Consider the following 16271-nt stretch of genomic DNA (forward strand, 5'->3'; position numbering starts at 1 on the left):
AATAGGCGAAGTTCGGTCTGCCGATGCAGAGAGATCACCCTATTCGGTAGTTGGCTCTGAAAAAAGGCTCGGAAACTACCTAGGCAAGGGATGTGCAGATCAGCAGCACTTAAACGCCCATGTCATGCAACGCCTTGAAGGCCTTGAACAAGACACGAGGATCAGTCGCGCCCTTGTAGACTTTTGGCGGTTTGCGTTTGAGCCCCAGCAAACTGGAAACTGCGCATTGCGCAGTACGTATCGAGTACTCCACGGTGAAGACGACGTCGTTAGGCAGTTCACAGTACTGCCCTATAAAGGCCAGGTTTTTGTATCCCTCGGGCACGACCTGAGGTCGATCGCCCTCCTCTCGCGGCATGAACTGACTGGTGATGAACGGCATCATGCAGGGAATGCAGATTGCGCTTTTCAGGATGGCCTGGCTGTCTGAACCAAAGTGCAGATGCCCAAGCAACTCCGTCATGATTTCCCGCCCGGTACAGGCAGACATCGGGATATTGACGAAATTGCCCGGGACGTCGACATGCAATCCGTAGCCCCAAAACACGCTGACTTCCTCGGGCTGGTCAATAAAGTGGGGCTGGAATGGCACCACTATCGACATCAACCAGTTGGACTCAGGAAAGGTTATTAAACCGCCCTCCCCCGGTACGTTGCCGGTAAATTCCACGGTCCGTCGCAAAAAGACCGGATCGCTGAGGGTCGTCGTAAACGATACCCACTTGGTCGCATCGATATGATTGGAAAACACCTGTGGGTGGCCAAACTCGGGCCTGCCTTTTGCCAATGTTTCCCAAAGAGCCCAAGCGCCTTTGATCGCTTTGCTTTTCAATTGCGGAGCCTGATCCATACCTCCAATGCTCGACGCTTCGGTCATGGAGCCAAGCGTCACTAACACGTAATCACAGCTTCGAACATCGACGACTGACTGCCCGCCATTGCGCTCGTAGAGGATACGCTTGACGCTTTTGCCGTTGCTTTGCTCACGCAAATGCATATCCGTCACGCAAGCCCCTTGCTCAAAGACCACGCCGTGCTCGACCAGCCATTTGTGCAAGGGCCTGACCAGCGAATCGTACTGGTTGTAGACCGTTCGCATGATGCCTTCGAGCCGATTGAATCCCGCCACCATGTGTGCGAAGCGCACGATGTAGCGACGGAATTCCCCGGCACTGTGCCAGGGTTGAAATGCAAACGTGGTGCACCACATCAACCAGAATTGAGTCTGGAAGAACGACTCTGAAAACTGATCGGCGATCGTGGTTCGTCCCAATGCTGCTTCCGACTCGATTGCGATCCTCTCGATCGTCAGAATGTCACCCTCGGTAAGTCCGAATTCCGGAGCCGTTTCCCTGAGACCGTTGCGGGCAAGTCGTGACTTGGAAGACGTGTGCATCCGTTCATTCCAGGCGAGTGTCTCCTGCGTGACGGTTGTTTTGCCATCAAGGGTCGGAATCGACGCGAACAACTCCAGAGTGCATACATACTTGCTCTCGAACATTCGTCCCCCACGAAGCACATAACCGTCCTGTGCCGATCCTCCACCATCAAGACTACCCCCGGGCGTGTCGAGTTTTTCGAAGAGGGTGATGTTGCGCCCGATGACATCGCCATCACGGATCATGAACGCGGCCGCAGCCATAGCCGCTATTCCCCCGCCTACGAGGTAGAAACGTGGCTCAGTTTCACTCGGTACATTTGTTTGCGAGTCATCTTTATCGGTCATGGGTCGTACTCTGAGTGCCGAGTCGTCGAAAAGCACCCCCGTAGAGATGCACCGGTCTGAATTTCAGGGTATGAGGAATCACAGTGGGGGCGACAGACTCGGAAACTACCTAGGGGTTTTCTGTAAGCAAGGCATTCTATAAGCGACCGTCGGTCGGAGACCTTTGACGACATACACTGGTACAAACGTAGGCGCGGTTCAGCAATGGCGGGGTAACTTTTAGCAGGTCAGTTGGGAATGCCATTTACAACGTTGCTGACTCGAACAGCATTGAAGCGTGGACATTGCGTAGCGACTAAAGGGGTGTAGGATCCAAGGAGACGTATTCCTTCGGAATGCATTGCTGCGAGATCACAATGCCTGTTCGCCTTCCACTCGACGCTGGAACGGCCACGCCCAAGGTGATTACCCCATCTCCTTCAGCCGATGCTGCAACGCTGGGCTCGAAAGAGCAATTGACACCAAAGAACACAACCGAATCCACTCACCAGTTGCGCTCCTTGAACATCGAGCTGACTGAGATGAATGATCAGCTTCGTGCTTCGCTCGAACAGCAACGGACCGCCTCGCTTGTTTCACTGAACGTGCTGAATAGCATGAACATCGCGGTCATTCTGTTAGACGCAAATCTGAATATCCGCTTGTTCACCCCCGCTAGTCAGTCACTATTCAACATTCTTACCCAGGACATTGGGCGACCACTGGCTGACCTATGTCCGATGGCAACCGATGTGAATCTCCTGGATGATGCCAGGACTGTCATGCGTGATATGACTCCGCTGGAGCGAGAAGTCGAATCGCGTAGTGGAGTGAGTTTTACCCGTCGGATTTCGCCCTATAACAAACAAGATGATTTTGTTGAAGGTGTGATCATTACCTTTACCGATATCTGCGATAAAAAGCAGGTCACCCAAGCGCTTGAAGACGCAACGCAGAAAGCGGAACTCGCTAACGCCACCCGGATACGCTTTCTCTCCTCCGCCAGTCATGATCTACGCCAGCCTTTACAAACACTCAAGTTGTTGCAAGGCCTGCTGCTGGGCATTCTCAAAGATGAGCAACCTCGAAAGCTGACGGTCAGGATTGGCGAAACCGTGGGCGCAATGTCCGGAATGCTGAATGCCCTTCTGGATATCAACCACATTGAAACCGGCGCGATCCTGGCAAACCCCGTCAGCTTTCGAATGAGTGACCTGCTGGATCGACTCGCTGACGAGTTCCGCTACAAGGCAGGTGCCAAAGGTTTGAAACTGAAGGTAGTTCCTTGTCATCTTTCGGTGGAAAGTGACCCGCGCCTACTGGAGCAAATGTTGCGCAATCTGCTGTCCAATGCGCTGCAGTACACCCATGAAGGTCGGATACTTCTGGGCTGCCGCCGCCACGGCCGGTGGCTCAGCATTGAAGTCTGGGATACCGGTATAGGCATGGGGTCATCGGAGCAGGAATTAGTCCTCAAAGACTACGCGGCGCCTATAGAAAACTTCAGTCTGGGGAATGGCACAGGATTACTTATCGTTAAACGCTTGTGCACCGTGTTGGGCCACCGTTTACGTGTGCAATCGAGTCTTGCAAAAGGGTCTGCATTTTCTATTGACGTCGCTTTATCCCGTGAAAGCGCAGCCCTGCCAAGCGCGGCGCAAGAAAATGATTTACAAGAGCACGGCCCAGTAACCAACAAAGAAATGATCCTGATTGTCGAGGATGACGTTGAACTGCTCGAATTACTGGGCGGCCTGCTCAAATCTGAAGGATATCAAGTGGCAATGGCGATCGACGGTGTCACGGCGCTCGAAAGCGTCACACATCGAGGTGTCCAGCCTGATCTGATACTGGCTGACTTCAATCTGCCAGGATCGATCAATGGCTTGCAACTAATCAGCCAACTGCGCAAAAGACTGCACCGCAGCATTCCCGCCATCATCCTGACTGGTGATATTTCACGACAGACCTCCCGTGACGTGGCGTTCGAGCACTGTACTCAGCTCAACAAACCGGCGAAGCTCAAAGAGGTCATTTTTGTTATTACTTCCTTGCTTGCACAACAACGCCTGGCGATTGTTGACGATGAGCAACTCGATAAAGCCGAGTCCTGCGATACCAAGACATCAATCATATTTGTAGTGGATCGTGACGATCTTTTTCGCGATACGATTCGAGGTGTGCTTGAATCCAGCGACTACCTAGTCCAGGACTATGCGTCATGCGAGGCGTTCCTGAAGGACTACTCTCCCGGCCTACGTGCATGTTTACTGGTGGATACTCATCCGCCAAGGATGGAAGGCCTTGAACTCCTGCATCGATTGAGACGCAACGGCGATAACCTGCCCGCCGTAATGATTAGCGGTAGCAGCGAAGTTTCAATCGCCGTAGATGCCATGAAGGCAGGTGCTTCAGATTTTATTGAAAAGCCATTTGGTCGTAGCGAGGTACTTCAAAGTGTTGCGAGAGCCTTGGAGCACTCACTTGACGCAAATAAAAAGCTGGCATGGACTCAGGAAGCCACTCATTGCATTGATAGCCTGACCCTCCGGCAGCGACAGATCATGGACATGGTACTTGCAGGGCATCCGAGCAAAAACATCGCAGTAGAGCTCGGAATCAGCCAGCGCACGGTTGAAAATCATCGGGCTTCGATCATGACCCGCACTCATTCCAAATCCATTCCCGCACTGGCTCGTATTGCATTGGCAGCCAATTTTCAGACTTCTGCGCAGTCGGCCTCCGGTGTGAGCACGCTGCGTAAAAACTAAGTTTCCTACAGACCAGCAGTCATTCGTTCATGTCTTTGATCAGATAGCTGCCTACAATTTGCGTAACCCCCGTCAACGCCGTACGTAGCAACTCCGGTTCAGTGCGATAGCGCAACGGCGTATAGCCATAGGTGTTGGCGCCGTTGAACGCGGTTATCGGTTCATTGCGCTGCCAGATCAGTTCATCGCCGCGTTTTATGACGCCGCTCACAGCAATCGTTGGGTACACCACGCTGCTGAAGCCTTGAGTCAGAGCGAAACCCCAGTTCAGGATGGTCAGTTCAATCTGTGCATCGGCAGGTTCGTTTTCAGCAGCGATCTTGAAACGCCCGGTAGCGACCAGTTGCTCCTCGAAACTCTTTTTGACCAACTCACCCAAGTTGATATCAGCGGTTTCCATGTTGTAAAGAATGGCATCAACCGTCGACATTGACGCTAGGTCGCCTGCTTTCAGGCCGACGGCAAATCCGGCGCCACCCAAAGCAGCCTTGGTCAGGTTCGATGCACCTGCTGCCATCCCTACACCGGCGCCGACACCTGCGCCCAATGCAGCGCCCCATGCTTGTTCACGTCCCATGTAACTCATTTCCTGGGTTTCCACGAAACCGGGAGAATTTTCACTGTGTGTATCTGGGCACGGTATTCGGGCTTGAATTTCTGGTTGGTACATCCGACAAGGAAAAGAACGGCAAACATCAGGACAGCAATCTTCTTCATAAACAACTCACGACACCAAAGGAATATGCGTAAGTTGTCGTCACCGTCAGAAAATTCTGAAGAGCGATGTGGTTTGTAGCATCTAACGGCGAAGAAAAAAAAGCTGCAGGAGCAGCCTCAAGGATGGGGGGCAGAGATGACTTAAGCATCACTCATGTTCTCTTATAGGACGTAGCTTTGTTGGGCAAGCAACAAGATCAATCGACCACATGGAATCTGGGTAGCTTACATTTCCAACGAATGGCAGCAATACGGCTGACAAAAACGAACGCAATAGCGATTGCAGACGCTACTTCAAGTGAAATCTGCAAATCCAACAGCGTGATGTAGGCGACGGCACCCAAAATACTGATGGATGCATAAACCTCACGTTTAAACACCAACGGTATTTCGTTACACAACACATCACGCATCACACCCCCTGCGACTGCGGTAGCTACACCCATGATCACTGCGATGCTGGGAGGGAGGTTTTGTTGAAGAGCCATATCTGTTCCTCTGACCGTAAATACAGCCAATCCAAATGCATCGGCTACCAACAACACCCTATCGTTGAAGGTTTTCAAGGTCCTCGCCCAAATCATGGTTCCTAGCGAAGCACTAACTCCTACCAAAAAGCCATTCTCATTGGAAACCCACTCGATCGGATAATGTGCCATCAGTACGTCACGCAAGGCACCGCCGCCTAAAGCGGTGACTAAACTTATGGTAATTACGCCGAACCAGTCCAACGATTTTCGCCCTGCCATTAGGGTGCCTGTCACTGCGAAGGCTGCAACGCCTGATAACTCACAGTAATAGATCACCCAACCAGCGTGGTAAGCCTTCATCTACGGAACCAGCCTGTACTGCAAATGGGAAAAGTTCTTGAAATGAACCGCCCTCAATGACACACATCAGGGCCTAATAACATTATCATATTATGATAATAAAAGCACAGCTGAGGCGTGCGATGAGCACAGGGCAAAAAAACACGGTGATGTATCGTCATGAGGGTTATCCGCTCAGAATCAAGCGTGCAAGTCGAAACGGCAGGCGACTTGGCAATGGCGTATAGCCCAGCGGGTTTGCAGCCTTGCGTGGCGATAGACGTTTACCGCTTTACAGGTAAGGGCAACCTCGTCGCGATCATTTGCGACGGTTCGTCGACTTCTGATCACGGTCAATCCAGTTAACTGTAACGAACCTAACCGGTGACAAATAAATCTCCGGACATTACAATTTGATTAACATTGATCGTTTTAGGGTACAGGCAATTCCATGGAAAATAAGACTGCACGACTAACTGTGCTCATTGATCCCATTAAGAAAAAAGCGCTTGAGGAGCTGTGCGCGTCTCAGGACCTGACGCCCTCTCAGGTCGTTCGACAGCTTATTCGAGACTATCTGGAGACGCATGGCGCGTCCTACGCCACCAAAAGCAAAGCTGCGGCCAATGGCAAGTGATTCATCTGCGCATGAGCGGGTACGACGAATACCTGCTCATCGCTCCTTCTACTCTCTTGCACCTCATCTCTAACCCTGGGTTTTGTCGATCTCGGCGTAACTGCCCAGTGCGCCACTGAAGTCAGCATGATAATGCTGTGAGCCGAGCGCCTGAATAATCCCTGCCCTGTCGAGCTTGCCAAGGACTTTTTCGTTGGCTTCACACAACTTCACGACGATGCTGCGCTTGCGCAACTGCTCAATAACTTCGAGCAGCGTTTGTAAGCCCGTGATATCCATGAACGGCACCCGTTTCAGGCGAATAATCAACGTCCCGGGATCGGTGTGCGTCTGAGCTAAAACGCGCTCAAAGTTTTCTGCTGCGCCAAAGAAGAGAGGCCCCTCAATGGTGTAAACCAAAACACCAGGTGGAAGATGTACATGCCCATTCATGCGCAACTCTGCCTCCAGCTCTTTTTCGACCATTAGCTGAACCTCTACAGATGAAGCCATCCGACGCATAAATTGCAGCGTGGCGAGAATGACCCCGATATTCACTGCAATCGCTAGATCGCTGAAAACGGTCAGGCTGAAGGTGATTAAAAGGATCGCAACGTCCGCTTTAGGGGCTCGTTTGACCATGCGTTTGAAGTGTTTCAGTTCGCTCATGTTGTAAGCGACCACGAATAAGATCGCAGCCAACGCGCACAGCGGGATATCCGAAGCCAGAGGTGCCAAGAAGAAGATCAATAAAATCAAGGTGACGGCGTGCGCAAAACCCGCAATGGGGCTGTTGCCACCGTTGCGGATGTTGGTCGCTGTTCGAGCGATCGCACCTGTTGCGGCAAAGCCACCAAACAGAGGAGTGACCAGGTTGGCAATGCCTTGTCCGATTAACTCCTGATTGGAATCATGTTTGGTGCCGGCCATCCCGTCGGCGACAACAGCAGACAACAGCGACTCGATAGCCCCCAGCATCGCGATCGCGAACGCAGGACCAATCAATTCAATGATCTGTGGCAGCGTTATTTCAGGCAGACCCATTTTGGGTAGGCCTTGAGGAATCCCCCCGAATGCACTCCCGATCGTTGCCACGCCATCGAATTGAAAACCGGAATGCAACGCCGTCACAACGACCATGGCAATCAGAGGACCCGGAACACGCCTCACGCCTGGAATTTTAGGCGCAAGAATCACCAGCAGCAGGCTCAAGATGGCTAACAGGGTCGTGGGCACATGAAGGCCGGGCAGCGCCTGGATGAGGTGCCAAAGCCGCTCATGAAAATGCTCGCCACTGATTTTCGGCAAGCCCAAAAAGTATTTCCACTGCCCGACCCAAATGATCACACCGATGCCAGCGGTGAACCCAACGATCACGGGATCGGGAATAAACTTGATGAGTGCGCCCAGCTTGGTGATGCCGAGCAGTAATAAAATTGCGCCCGCCATCATTGTCGCGATCTGCAAGCCATCAACGCCGTACTTGGCGGTTACGCTGGCCAGAATGACGATGAACGCCCCGGTAGGGCCGGCGATCTGTAGTCGACTCCCGCCGAAAAGCGAAACCAACAAGCCACCTACAATTGCCGTGTAGATCCCTTGCTCCGGCTTGACGCCCGAAGCGATGGCAAATGCCATGGCCAAGGGTAGCGCCACGACGCCGACGATGACCCCCGAAACGATATTTCGAAGCCAATGCTCGCGCCCTAACAAGCCCGCTTTCCAAGCTTCTCGTATCGCAATCATGACTAGCCTCGCTTTGGTGGCATGTGCATACTATTCACATGCCGTGATAATAGTAAAGCAATTGGCCTAGCCTCGTACGACACCAGCGACACTGTAGATACAGTGTCGAGAGCGCATAAACTTATGCCCGGAGACCCCGCATGAAACGCGACGACGTCAAAACCAAACACGGTGAAGGCATGCACTTCGACACGCATGTGATAGCCAACCCGGCCAATACGCACGAGTGGATCATTCTTTTCAAAAAGGACGCCGGGAGAAGCTATTTTCTGGTCAATGACAGCGAAGAAATTGAGTCATTTGGACACCTCGATGAACTGATCCGCGAGCTTCGAGAGCTGGGTATCAAGTCCGCCGAAGTTCATTTCTGATTGTTCCACTCAAGGAGTTTGAGATGTCAGTAAAGGTGGGGTATCTGTCCGGTCAAAGCGAAGCGTATTAGTCGGTACATTTCGGTAGCCGCTGCATCCAATTTCGGACTGAGCAGGGAGCAAAGGAATATGCCGCCACACTAAAAGAAAGAATCGACGCACCCCATGCCTTCCCGCGAACTCACCACGTCTCTCACAGCCAAGATCATTGATCACCGCGCTCATCCGAGCCTGTCGTTCACACCCATGACCCCAGCGCCTTGACGCTTGGGACATTCGAGCGCGCAAAAAAATGGCCACACAAGGTGGCCTAAGACGGGTTCAAGCACAGGAGGATCTCTATTGGCCAACAGATACAGGCCCGCCCTGAAGTCTTAGGGCCAATAGAGTGGGTCCGCTGGCTGATAAACCCCTTCATCAGCAGCGCTCAGCTGGCAATTCGATCCTGGTCTGTGGGTCAGGACCTCATCGCCTATCATTATAATAATGTTAACATGTGATTGTAATAAACATCTAATCAGGTGATCGCATGACTACCGACTTCAAAAAGGCTGCACTGGATTACCACGAGTTCCCAACCCCAGGAAAAATCAGCATTGCGCTGAACAAGCCTGCCGACACAGCCGCCCAACTCGCACTGGCTTACAGCCCTGGCGTAGCCGAGCCTGTACGCGAAATAGCAAAGAATCCCGAGAATGCCTACCGCTTCACCGGTAAAGGAAATCTGGTGGCTGTGATCACCAACGGCACTGCCATTCTGGGCCTGGGCAATCTAGGTCCCTTGGCCAGCAAGCCGGTCATGGAAGGGAAAGCATTGCTGTTCAAGCGTTTTGCCGGAATCGATTCGATCGATATCGAAGTCAACGCTGAAAGCTCCCAGGCCTTTGTCGAGACAGTCGTACGCATTGCTGACACCTTTGGCGGCATTAACCTGGAAGACATCAAAGCTCCTGAGTGCTTTGAAATCGAAGAAGCACTGATCGAGCAATGCAGCATCCCCGTCTTCCATGACGACCAACACGGCACTGCCATCGTCACTGCCGCCGGCATGCTCAATGCACTTGAGATTCAGGGCAAAACCCTGGGAAATGCGAGAATTGTTTGCCTTGGTGCGGGTGCCGCAGCCACTGCCTGTATGCGACTACTGCTGAGTCTCGGCGCTCAAAGACGCAATCTGTACATGGTCGATCGCATCGGCGTTATTCACTCCGCTCGGGAAGGCCTCAATCAATACAAAGCACAATTCGTTAACGACGGTGGCCCGCGTACGCTGATGGAAGCCATGAAGGGCGCTGATGTGTTTGTCGGTCTGTCTGGAGCCAATCTGCTTCCGGCAGAAGCACTGGCAGCGATGGCACCTAATCCGGTCGTGTTTGCCTGCTCGAACCCGGACCCTGAAATCAGCTACGAGCTCGCCATGGCCACTCGTGATGACCTGATCATGGCGACCGGTCGCTCTGATTACCCGAACCAGGTCAATAACGTTCTGGGCTTTCCCTTCATCTTCCGCGGGACGCTGGATGTCCGCGCTACCCGGATCAACGAAGCAATGAAAATTGCGGCGGTTGAAGCACTGCGCCAATTGGCCAAAGAGCCGACGCCTGTGGAAGTGCTGCAAGCGTTCAACGTCGATAAGCTCGAGTTTGGGCGCGATTACATCCTCCCCAAAGCGCTCGATGCTCGCCTGCTCGGAGCGATAGCCGGCGCAGTGGCCAAGGCTGCTATCGACACCGGCGTTGCGAAGCTGCATTACCCGACGCACTACCCGCTCTAAGCTGATGCTCCAGCAGGAGATCCTCTGTTCACCGATCAGGCATCAACTACCAACGGGCAGCCCCGACTAAATCGCGAGTACCTGGTGATATCAGATATGCATAATCGGCTGGCTTTTTTGCTCCTCACACCCTTGAGACAAGGGTGAATAAATGCCGATCAAATATGTCAGGAGCCTCACCGGGCGAAGGCGTACCACAGCCGCAAACCGACATCTTGGGTTTGTCCTGGCCTTCGTCGCAGGAGCAATCAACGCTGGCGGTTTCCTGGCGGTGCATCAGTACACCTCACACATGACAGGCATCGTTTCTTCGATGGCAGACAACAGTGTGCTGGGAGACTACGACCTGGTTCTTAGTGGCACCGGCGCATTGTTGTCTTTTCTGGTTGGGGCTGCGTGCTCTGCGGTCATGGTCAATTACTCCCGACGCAGACGGATGCACAGTGAGTTTGCCGTGCCCCTCTTGTTCGAAGCCTTTCTGCTCATCTGCTTTGGATTTATGGGCGCTCAGCTTTCCACCGTGGATGGTTTGTTCGTGTCCGTCACCGTGATGCTGCTGTGTTTCATCATGGGTCTGCAAAACGCGGTGATTACCAAAATATCCAAAGCCGAAATCCGAACGACTCACATCACCGGGATCATCACGGATATCGGTATCGAGTTTGGAAAACTGTTTTATTGGAATGCCGTTAGCACATCGACCCATCCAAAAGTTCTCGCCAATCGGACCCGACTCAAAATACTGATACTGCTCGCGCTGAATTTCTTCTTCGGCGGCGTGGTGGGTGCATTTGGCTTCAAGCACATCGGGTACATCTCAACGGTACCGCTCGCGATGGTTCTGGTGACGCTGGCAATCGTGCCTGCCTTTGATGACGTCAGGCTTTTTGTCCGCCGTGTCATGCGAAAGTGAGGCAATGCCTGTTGTTAGGTGCGAGCCCGCTGGTTTTGGATTGGCGGTGCGACGTCCAGAACGATTCGAGCCCCCCTACTCCTTTATCCCTGTCTTAAAGCCACCTCAACCCGTCATGCACGGACGTTCAAATGCCTCACAGTCCTCAAGATGAAAACCCTCTTTTCCTACGCATAGAATTAACATTATATGTTAATGTTATACGCGTATTCGCTGGAGCAATGACAGCACGCTTGACCCGGTAGCTCGCCCCGCATCAGCATCATCCTCTAGTAGTTCTGTGCGGCGCGAGATCTGACACCCTCTCAGGACGCCCGTCATTTCATCCGCGATGACCTGCGCAGTCACGGCGCGGCCAATGAAACACAGCGCACTGCAGCGGTATAGCCGTCGGGCAGTCAACGCTTATCAGCAGACTCGTGACTCCAGTCTCAATGACCCAATCAATACAGCCGGCTGACATAGCGCTGTTAAGGAAGAGAACATGAGCAAAACAATCGCAATCATCAAGGGTGACGGCATCGGCCCTGAGATCATGCAAGCGACGTTACGCGTACTCGATGCTCTTGACTGCAATCTTCGCTACGACTTCGTTGAGGCCGGCCTAGAGGCCTTACAGCAACATGGGCAGTTGATGCCCCCAGTATCCATAGAGACAATCGCCAAACATGGTGTCGCACTCAAAGGTCCTCTGACGACACCGATTGGTCGTGGGTTCTCATCGATCAACGTCCACCTTCGCCGCCATTTCGATCTCTATGCCAATGTACGACCCGCGATCAGTTTCCCTGGTACCCGTTCGCGCTTCGAAGATATCGACATCATCACGGTGCGCGAAAATACCGAGGGGGCGTACCTACCCGAAGGACAAAGTATTTCAGCGGACGGCGAAGTCGCTTTGGCGAGCATTCGCGTAACACGCACAGCCTCCGAACGCATCGTGCGATATGCGTTCGAGTTGGCTCGCAGCAAAGGTCGCAAGAAAGTTACCGCAGTGCACAAGGCCAACATCATCAAGTCTTGTTCCGGTTTGTTCCTCGAGGCTGCACGTGCAGTCGCTGCGGGATATCCGGAAATCGAATTTCACGAAATGATCGTCGATAACGCCTGTATGCAGTTGGTGATGAATCCCCATCAATTCGATGTCATTGTCACCACCAACCTGTTTGGCGACATCCTTTCAGACTTGTGCGCAGGCCTGGTGGGTGGATTGGGCCTGGCGCCCGGGTCGAACATCGGCGCCGATGCGGCCATCTTCGAAGCGGTCCACGGCTCGGCACCAGACATTGCCGGCAAGAACATCGCAAACCCATGTGCATTGTTGTTGGCTGCCGCAGACATGCTTGATTATTTGGGCATGGTGGACAAGGGAACACGCATTCGTACCGCGATCCGCGTTGTTCTGAAAACCTCCTGTGATCAAGTGACACCGGATATGGGCGGAACCGGTACAACCGAGTCCTTCGCTGACGCCTTGGTGGCCTATTTGCGAGACTAGATAGACACACTCGCCAGCTCAGTCAGAGCTGGCGCTTTTACATCCATCGCTGCGGCTCAGCAGGAGGGCTGGCCAATCGATTAGAAAATCTCCTGATACTCCTCTGATTGGTCTGGTCAAGGAGTCAATACCTCAAAACCATCATTAGTGACCAGGACCATATGTTCCCACTGGGCCGAGAGCGAAAGATCCTTGGTGATCACCGTCCAGCCATCACCAAGCGTTCTTACATCGCTCTTTCCAGCATTGAGCATTGGCTCAATGGTGAAGATCATGCCCGGTTTCAGATTCAGCCCTTCGCCTGGGTTGCCATAATGAAGAACCTGCGGCTCATCGTGGTAAACCATGCCGATGCCATGTCCGCAGTATTCGCGCACAACGCTGTAGCCCTCACGGTGCGCCACAGTTTGAATGGCATGCCCGACATCACCGAGCGTCGCGCCAGGACCTACGGCATAAATGCCGGCACACATCGCCTCATAGGTGGTGTCCACTATCCGGCGAGCCTCAGCGCTTGGCTCACCCACAAAGTACATGCGACTTGTGTCACCGAACCAACCATCCTTTAGAACTGCGATGTCGATATTGATGATATCGCCATCCCGAAGCTTTCTATCTGACGGGATGCCGTGGCACACCACATGATTGACAGATGTGCACAAGGTATTAGGGAAACCTTGATAGCCGACATTGGCAGGAATGGCCTTTTGCACGTTGACGATGTAGTCATGACATAGCGCGTCAAGTTCGTCGGTAGAAACGCCTGGTTTGACATAAGGCGCTTCATGCTCAAAACTTCCGCGGCCAGTTTACCAGCGCCCGCGACAGGGCAATTTCTGCTGGCTTTTTAGTTGGCACTTCCACCCTCATTATGCGACTCCAGATATTGAATGAACGGGCATTCACTTGTCGAAAATACTCAACATAAACTTAACGCTTTCTATTTATAACTTGCAGGCTTGTGCCCCCCCCAAGCAGGGGGGGGGGGGTAATAATTTTGTTATGTTTCAATATTTATAATAAAACCAGATCAACACAGCAAATTACTCGCCAGCACTTCGATCACCGGTTGCAGGCGCTGCATATGGGTACAGATGTGGAGCTTCAATACGCTCTTTCAGCTTTGCCGCGTAGTCCTTTGCACCCTGCTCATTACGGAACTGAATTCTCCGCACTCCTACACACACGGACCATAGTTCTTCACTCGGACTTGACAGATGTTCGACCCTGACAGACATGACGACACTCCAAGGAAAAAGAATTCAAAAATGAATTTCAGCAACCTTGATACCGATTTCACGCAGTTCATGAATCAAATCATCAAGGTGTCGGAAGGGTTCAATTTCTTCGTTGTCATTAACCAGGAAAAAGCTTCTTCCTGCTTCTTTTTTAAAAAAGGCGATCCACTCCTGGGTGTTTGCCGGATTGGCAATCAAATGGGTATCAAACTGAATGCCTTCAGCGTGTTTGATTTGTACGTCCTCACGTTTCATGCAGCTCTCCAAACGCTCACATATTTCTGTTCTCATGCGCGATTTTGCCTCCTTGCAACTGAGCAAAAAACGTCGCCGCTGCCTGAGGCAAGACTGAGTAGATTACCTTTCTATTATCACCACATGATAATATTATGCACATATAGACCCTCGCAGGCTAGTCGTCAGCAGAACCACCAAGCCGCCTGAGGTACGCTGGCCTGGGTGGCTCCGCCCAATGCTTTGTCTTTGAAGGCACACGACCTTGCCGATGAGCTTCAAGTGACAGAAGACCCTAATGGCCAGATCGAGAATAAAACCGAACCAAAAAGCGCTCATGATCAGTAATGGCTATCAATTCCACTCCTTGAAGGTGATTGTCTGTACGGGTCAAAACGACTTACTTGACCGCGATGATTGCACCTTGAAGAGCACACATGGCGTCATGCTCAAACGCATGAAATGAGACCCTGGCAGCAGCGGATCTTCTTTGCTTTTGATTTAACGCATACGGTTTCTGAATTTCAAGGACGAAAGTCATCATGCGAAAAACAGGAATTAAGATGCGTATCCCGCTCAGTGCTCCGACACTGGAGCCCGGGCAGCGATTGTTTGTTTGCCTTGAGCAATGCGTCGTCGTCCAACAGCGGGAAACAAAAATCTACCAGGTTGTGTTTGATTGCAAAGCGCCTAAAACAACACGAATTCTTTGGACAGAAGACGAGTGGGTTTTCATCGGCAGACACAAACAAAATGCTGAAAAAGACCCTGCGTTGGCTATATTTGTATCAACACTCAAAGCTGAATGATGGGCTTGCTACCCAGTTGATGAGTCTCTTTTATTTGGGTGCCGTTCTTTTAGAATGTTTTGGAATGCAGGTATTTGAATAGAGCAAGATAAGAGTGATGCATCGCTCGAAACTTGGCATGGACCGGGGCATGCACTGTTAATCATGCGACCAAGCCGCAAAACGCCGCGCTTAGTCCCCGCAGCGTGACGTCGGCCGAAATAGCCAAAAAGGTGATCAGTGCCATACGCGTTCACGCAACTCCCCCAGAGCGGCTCCCGAATTCTCCTTATCCTTCCAGCCGACAATGACCGCTGCTAGGTTTTCGCGAACGCGGATCGGCCAAGCACCACCTGGTCGCTTGTCTCGACCGGCAGATCATCGGCGAATCCTAAATCATCCATTAAGCATCTATTCCGCGAAATTCCACGGCGACCAGCGTGGTTCGTTTTGCAGGTGACGCCGTGTCGCCCTCGCCTCTCTTTAAGTTGTTCGCTTCGAAGTCGTTGTGGCGCGTTTGCGCACTTTAGGTTTAGGCGCGGCACCGTTTGCGTCTGCTGCGCCAGTCGCTGACCCAGAGTATCCACTCGTGCTTGTTGTGATGCCGCCAGTTGCCGCTGCTGGGGCTTGCCTCCTTGAGCTGCGCCGCGCGGCTCTTGCTCTCCTCGCGGGCTCGATCGATCTCGCGGTGCGCACGATTTTCGACACCGCGAAGGTAGGTCTCCTGCACGGCACGCTCCTGCTCGGCCCCGTGTCGCAACACCAGCAGCTATTGCTGCAATGCATGGCTCTGCTGCTGCATTTCACCGCGTTCACGCAGCAGGCTTACGCGCTGCTGCTGCAGGTCCTCGATCTGTGTCTTGCGCTGCACCGACAGCTGCTCCAGATCCGACAAGCGCGTCTCGGCGTTCTGGCGACCGGCCACAGCCTCCGATGCTTGCTGGCGATATTGGGCCTAATCTTGGCGCGCCTGGTCCTCCACGACGGCGACTCGCTCGCGCTCGCTCGACAGCCAAGGCCTGACATTGTTCGGCCAACGCCTGCTCGGCAACGCCTCGCGCCAGATGGATCGCCTGTTGCCACACCGCGAC

The 16271-nt window shown here is 52.7% G+C and carries 13 protein-coding genes and 2 pseudogenes; 7 read left to right on the forward strand and 8 right to left on the reverse strand.

Annotated features, from left to right (window positions below):
- Window positions 1–109: 109 nt before the first annotated feature.
- Window positions 110–1726, reverse strand: a complete 1617-nt coding sequence (locus tag ACQR3R_RS07515) for an oleate hydratase (RefSeq protein WP_428271368.1) — start codon at window positions 1724–1726, stop codon at window positions 110–112.
- Window positions 1727–2082: 356 nt separating this feature from the next.
- Here ACQR3R_RS07515 and ACQR3R_RS07520 point away from each other — a divergent pair, with 356 nt between their 5' ends.
- Window positions 2083–4476 carry a response regulator gene (locus ACQR3R_RS07520; protein ID WP_428271369.1) on the forward strand — a complete coding sequence of 798 codons (2394 nt, stop codon included), beginning with the start codon at window positions 2083–2085 and terminating at the stop codon, window positions 4474–4476.
- Between the two features lie 19 nt (window positions 4477–4495).
- On the opposite strand, the gene ACQR3R_RS07525 is transcribed toward ACQR3R_RS07520, so the two are convergent.
- On the reverse strand, window positions 4496–5053 hold the full coding sequence (locus ACQR3R_RS07525) for a hypothetical protein (RefSeq protein WP_428271370.1): 558 nt from the start codon (window positions 5051–5053) through the stop codon (window positions 4496–4498).
- Between the two features lie 337 nt (window positions 5054–5390).
- Window positions 5391–6023: a TRIC cation channel family protein gene (locus tag ACQR3R_RS07530; protein ID WP_428271371.1), complete on the reverse strand. Its 633-nt coding sequence runs from the start codon at window positions 6021–6023 to the stop codon at window positions 5391–5393.
- A 430-nt stretch (window positions 6024–6453) separates the two neighbouring features.
- On the opposite strand from ACQR3R_RS07530, the gene ACQR3R_RS07535 reads away from it, so the two are divergent.
- Window positions 6454–6639, forward strand: coding sequence for a ribbon-helix-helix protein, CopG family (locus ACQR3R_RS07535; protein WP_428271372.1), 186 nt, complete (start codon window positions 6454–6456; stop codon window positions 6637–6639).
- A gap of 69 nt (window positions 6640–6708) precedes the next feature.
- Here ACQR3R_RS07535 and ACQR3R_RS07540 read toward each other — a convergent pair whose 3' ends face one another.
- Window positions 6709–8364 carry a SulP family inorganic anion transporter gene (locus ACQR3R_RS07540; protein ID WP_428271373.1) on the reverse strand — a complete coding sequence of 552 codons (1656 nt, stop codon included), beginning with the start codon at window positions 8362–8364 and terminating at the stop codon, window positions 6709–6711.
- 140 nt (window positions 8365–8504) lie between these two features.
- On the opposite strand from ACQR3R_RS07540, the gene ACQR3R_RS07545 reads away from it, so the two are divergent.
- The 4 genes and pseudogenes from ACQR3R_RS07545 (at window position 8505) to ACQR3R_RS07560 (ending at window position 12920) form a co-directional block, all read left to right on the forward strand.
- Window positions 8505–8735 carry a hypothetical protein gene (locus tag ACQR3R_RS07545; protein ID WP_054614678.1) on the forward strand — a complete coding sequence of 77 codons (231 nt, stop codon included), beginning with the start codon at window positions 8505–8507 and terminating at the stop codon, window positions 8733–8735.
- 529 nt (window positions 8736–9264) lie between these two features.
- The gene (locus ACQR3R_RS07550) at window positions 9265–10509 is read left to right on the forward strand and encodes a malic enzyme-like NAD(P)-binding protein (protein WP_428271374.1); all 1245 of its coding nucleotides are present in this window, start codon (window positions 9265–9267) and stop codon (window positions 10507–10509) included.
- A gap of 151 nt (window positions 10510–10660) precedes the next feature.
- Window positions 10661–11395 (forward strand): annotated as a pseudogene (locus tag ACQR3R_RS07555) (YoaK family protein); the annotation flags it as partial.
- A gap of 511 nt (window positions 11396–11906) precedes the next feature.
- Window positions 11907–12920: an isocitrate dehydrogenase gene (locus ACQR3R_RS07560; RefSeq protein WP_054614675.1), complete on the forward strand. Its 1014-nt coding sequence runs from the start codon at window positions 11907–11909 to the stop codon at window positions 12918–12920.
- Window positions 12921–13036: 116 nt separating this feature from the next.
- Here the strand turns inward: ACQR3R_RS07560 and map are convergent.
- A pseudogene (gene map / locus ACQR3R_RS07565) lies at window positions 13037–13690 on the reverse strand (type I methionyl aminopeptidase); the annotation flags it as partial.
- Between the two features lie 492 nt (window positions 13691–14182).
- Window positions 14183–14413, reverse strand: a complete 231-nt coding sequence (locus tag ACQR3R_RS07570; RefSeq protein ID WP_054614673.1) for a hypothetical protein — start codon at window positions 14411–14413, stop codon at window positions 14183–14185.
- 542 nt (window positions 14414–14955) lie between these two features.
- On the opposite strand from ACQR3R_RS07570, the gene ACQR3R_RS07575 reads away from it, so the two are divergent.
- Window positions 14956–15201, forward strand: coding sequence for a hypothetical protein (locus tag ACQR3R_RS07575; RefSeq protein ID WP_428271375.1), 246 nt, complete (start codon window positions 14956–14958; stop codon window positions 15199–15201).
- A 511-nt stretch (window positions 15202–15712) separates the two neighbouring features.
- Here the strand turns inward: ACQR3R_RS07575 and ACQR3R_RS07580 are convergent.
- Both ACQR3R_RS07580 and ACQR3R_RS07585 read right to left on the reverse strand, forming a co-directional pair.
- Window positions 15713–15910 (reverse strand): hypothetical protein, encoded by a 198-nt coding sequence (locus ACQR3R_RS07580; RefSeq protein ID WP_428271376.1) that lies wholly within the window; start codon window positions 15908–15910, stop codon window positions 15713–15715.
- Between the two features lie 39 nt (window positions 15911–15949).
- Window positions 15950–16105 carry a hypothetical protein gene (locus ACQR3R_RS07585; RefSeq protein WP_428271377.1) on the reverse strand — a complete coding sequence of 52 codons (156 nt, stop codon included), beginning with the start codon at window positions 16103–16105 and terminating at the stop codon, window positions 15950–15952.
- Window positions 16106–16271: the final 166 nt, after the last annotated feature.

This window comes from Gordonia sp. IEGM753, assembly GCF_050321825.1.
In the GTDB taxonomy this organism is placed as follows: domain Bacteria; phylum Pseudomonadota; class Gammaproteobacteria; order Pseudomonadales; family Pseudomonadaceae; genus Aquipseudomonas.